This window comes from Vibrio hepatarius (genome assembly GCF_043642085.1).
GTDB lineage: Bacteria > Pseudomonadota > Gammaproteobacteria > Enterobacterales > Vibrionaceae > Vibrio > Vibrio hepatarius_C.
In genome coordinates this window covers 1-3,180 of sequence record NZ_JBHZSA010000034.1, presented here as the reverse complement: position 1 = coordinate 3,180, position 3,180 = coordinate 1, and the positions used below count along the sequence as shown (strand labels likewise).

The following is a 3,180-nucleotide window of genomic DNA, read 5'->3' as shown; positions in this document are numbered from 1 at the left end:
CACGTACCTGACATAGCAAGTAATCATTAGCTTTAAATCCTTCTAATTGCTTAATTCTATGCGCAACGTATAACGCCGCGTTAAGTGGTGACCAACGCCACCACCATTCCTAAGCCATTGTGCCGTAAACACTAAAGCTGAACCAAACCGAAAACGCCAAGCGTTGGGAATCCGTCTTAAACGCTTTGTTATGCGTAGCTTACACACACATAGCCAGTGTACAATAAGTACTATATATAAGGGGATGGTTTTACATGTTTCATAATAAGTTGTTTAGGTTTAGGAATTTCAATCAATACTCAATCCAAGAGTTAAATAACAAAACACTTTGGTTTTCAGATGTTGACAGCTTTAATGATCCCTTTGAGTTTCGATATATAGTTAATGATGAACCCCCGCGACTAAAAAGTGAGCAGTATGAGTTTTTAAAGATCACAGAACAAGAAAGCTTAGAATTTAATGGGCTAACTCGTGCCCAACAATCTCAGCGCATGAATGATTACAACCAGAATTTAAGCTTACTACCTGAAGCAATGCTACTGGATTATACGAGAGAGCGACTAGCAGACCTTATCGAAAACAATGTGAACCAGTTAGTTTCAAGTACATCTACAAAGGTGTGCTGCTTAAGTAAAAAGTGCGATGATCCCTTAATGTGGGCACACTATACAGATGGAATGACAGGTTTCGCCATAATCTACAATGAACTTACAACCAAGGACGGGAAATCTGTACCTGCTCTTAATGTCAATTATGTAGAGGATATTCCAGTTATTGACTACAAAGTTCTCAACATACGTGGTTTAGATGATGGGATTAAATTAAGTACTGCTATTTTTGCTTCAAAGCACCATCGTTGGAAATATGAGAATGAAATTCGGTTATTCTCAAGCACAGAGCATTCATATGATGTAATGAACAATGTGAAATTGCGAGATGGTGGGATTATGGATCTTCCTAATAATGCTATTTATGGCGTAATAATTGGGTTTAAAATGCCAAAAGATAATATCCAACTCTTAAAAGATATTTGCCGAATTCATGAATACAAGCTATTCATAGCAGAGCCATCTAGCAAAAAATATACAGTTGAAATTAGTAGCTTAAACTTCGATTAAGGCTCGACTAGAGCCTTATTTTACTGCTACGCATAACGCCAAATTAAGTAGTGAGCAACGCTACCACCTAACCTAAACCATTGTGCCGTAAACACTAAAGCCGATTCAAACCGAAAGTGCCAAGCGTTGCGAATCTGCTTAAATTTATTGTTATGTTCACGGTTTCTCTAAAGCTTTTCCCAGCAAGTAAACTCACACCGCCTAAAAGTCCACCGATAGTAAGAACACATTACCAGCGAGTAAAATACACTGGTGATTATGGACTCATATAACAAGTTTGAAATTGTCGACTCGACTCTGAGTAATGAGAGAATTGGAAAGTAAAATATGAAAAACTCAAAGAATCGTATCAGTAGATTACGTGCGAAAGAGACGTAAAATGGTGGCCGTAATTTCAATCCTGCCCTTCTGAGCCACTTATGTAACGGTGGATTGTAGTTACATTTCCATATATTTGCGGCTTCCAACTCTCTAAAGGCACGCCCAAGCTTGTTCTCATAGCTCATTCCCAACCTCCTATTTTGAGGTAAAGGATACACAAATAGTGCTTCTTTAACTTGGAAACACTTCAAGATTTCCAAAAGTGACCATAACGCCAAATTAAGTAGTGAGCAACGCTACCACCAACCTAACCTATTGTGCCGTAAACACTAAAGTAGGTTCAAACCGAAAATGCCAAGCGTTGCGAATCTGCTTGAATTTATTGTTAGGTATTTTCCCTGAGGGTCGCACCTTGCTGTTCATACCAAGCGGCTACAGTCTTCCAACAAACCTGAAACCACTCTTTTTGAAACAAATACTGACTAAACTGTTCGTGACCAGCTTTTTCAGCTCGTCTTGTTTGTAGGATTGATTCATACTCAAATACGGCTGAAAGCACTAAACATCGCGGATTACCACGTTTGAGGTTCGCATTCATTCTCCACTCAGGAGGGTTCTTACTATAGCCAATTTTAACCCACGGCATTATAACTTCGCCTTCGAATGCATCTTCAGTAATCAGGTAAACAAATGCCATAAATAATCTCAAAATACCTAACGCCGCATTAAGGTGTGAGCGGCGCTTGGCTATACTTGAGCGAAGCGAAACTGCCAAGCGTTGCGAATCACTCTTAAATGCATTGTTATGTGTAATTTCACTTACTATCAATAAGATAGCGAATAAATGCGATGCCAGTATGTAGCGCCAACTCAGCTTCTTGAAGAGTGATTTCAACCACCTCTTTATTACCGTGACGAACAGTACTATTAGCATATGCATAAAGCTTGTCCATTGAATCCAATAATAGTCGAGGACATTGCTCTTTTTTCTTCATTTGTTTAATGGCTTCCCCTAAAGTCGAAGCACTTGTATTTTGAACTCTCGCTACACTTTCCAATGCACTGACTATTTCTTTGATTGCATTGGCAGGATCTATCGGGTGCTGATAAAGAAATTTAACTGCTTTCTTGTAATGTGCTCGGGCAGGTTGATACTGAGCTTCAATGTCGGATGAAACACTGTTTAACCTAGAAACAAGAGCCTCTGGTATGTGTCGGTAAAGTTCACCAGACTCATTTAGCCGCCAACCAACTGCGTCTTCTTCAAACAATGCGTTTAGCTTTGTTTGATAGCCTTGGTAACGATACAAATCACTTGCGAATGGGTCGCTATTGTATTCGATTAAGACTTTCGCAACCATCTCAACTAAGTCGTAGAACTCAAACCAGTCACAGATGAGTAGATGACTGTAGAGCGATGTGCGACCATCTTGATCGTCGTAGTCCCATGGAAAATTCTCATCACGAATAAGCTTACAAAACTGCTCATGAACTTCATAGCAATCAAGAGGTTCGAACTGACCTTGCCTACCAGACTTCAAATATGGCTCTAGGACATTAGAATAATACCCAATCCTAGTTTTCTTCGGAGCATCTTCGAAGATAATCTCCTGCTCGCCTCTGGCTTTGATAAATCTGGACGAAAATCTCATATTTACTCCTTACACATAACGCCGCATTAAGGTGTGAGCGGCGCTTGGCTATACTTGAGCGAAGCGAAACTGCCAAGCGTTGCGAATCA

Annotated in this window: 4 protein-coding genes; 1 reads left to right on the top strand and 3 read right to left on the bottom strand. The window is 39.8% G+C overall.

The window, feature by feature from the left end; genetic code table 11:
• The first annotated feature begins 254 nt into the window (after positions 1 to 254).
• Positions 255 to 1,118 (top strand): DUF2971 domain-containing protein, encoded by an 864-nt coding sequence (locus tag ACHUFZ_RS21090; protein WP_394128696.1) that lies wholly within the window; start codon positions 255 to 257, stop codon positions 1,116 to 1,118.
• Between the two features lie 167 nt (positions 1,119 to 1,285).
• Here the strand turns inward: ACHUFZ_RS21090 and ACHUFZ_RS21085 are convergent, their stop codons facing one another.
• The 3 genes from ACHUFZ_RS21085 to ACHUFZ_RS21075 all read right to left on the bottom strand — a co-directional run bounded on the left by ACHUFZ_RS21085 (position 1,286) and on the right by ACHUFZ_RS21075 (position 3,091).
• Complete coding sequence (locus ACHUFZ_RS21085) at positions 1,286 to 1,624, bottom strand: DUF6404 family protein (protein ID WP_081984263.1); 339 nt, start codon at positions 1,622 to 1,624, stop codon at positions 1,286 to 1,288.
• Positions 1,625 to 1,824: 200 nt separating this feature from the next.
• Entirely contained in the window at positions 1,825 to 2,136 is a 312-nt protein-coding gene (locus ACHUFZ_RS21080) for a GIY-YIG nuclease family protein (protein WP_394128695.1), read from the bottom strand.
• Between the two features lie 118 nt (positions 2,137 to 2,254).
• Complete coding sequence (locus ACHUFZ_RS21075) at positions 2,255 to 3,091, bottom strand: AbiJ-NTD4 domain-containing protein (protein ID WP_394128694.1); 837 nt, start codon at positions 3,089 to 3,091, stop codon at positions 2,255 to 2,257.
• Positions 3,092 to 3,180: the final 89 nt, after the last annotated feature.

Bases quoted from the DNA above. Each gene is read 5' to 3' on its own strand.
- ACHUFZ_RS21085 (WP_081984263.1), bottom strand. From the start codon at position 1,624: ATGAGCTATGAGAACAAGCTTGGGCGTGCCTTTAGAGAGTTGGAAGCC.
- ACHUFZ_RS21075 (WP_394128694.1), bottom strand. From the start codon at position 3,091: ATGAGATTTTCGTCCAGATTTATCAAAGCCAGAGGCGAGCAGGAGATT.
- ACHUFZ_RS21080 (WP_394128695.1), bottom strand. From the start codon at position 2,136: ATGGCATTTGTTTACCTGATTACTGAAGATGCATTCGAAGGCGAAGTT.
- ACHUFZ_RS21090 (WP_394128696.1), top strand. From the start codon at position 255: ATGTTTCATAATAAGTTGTTTAGGTTTAGGAATTTCAATCAATACTCA.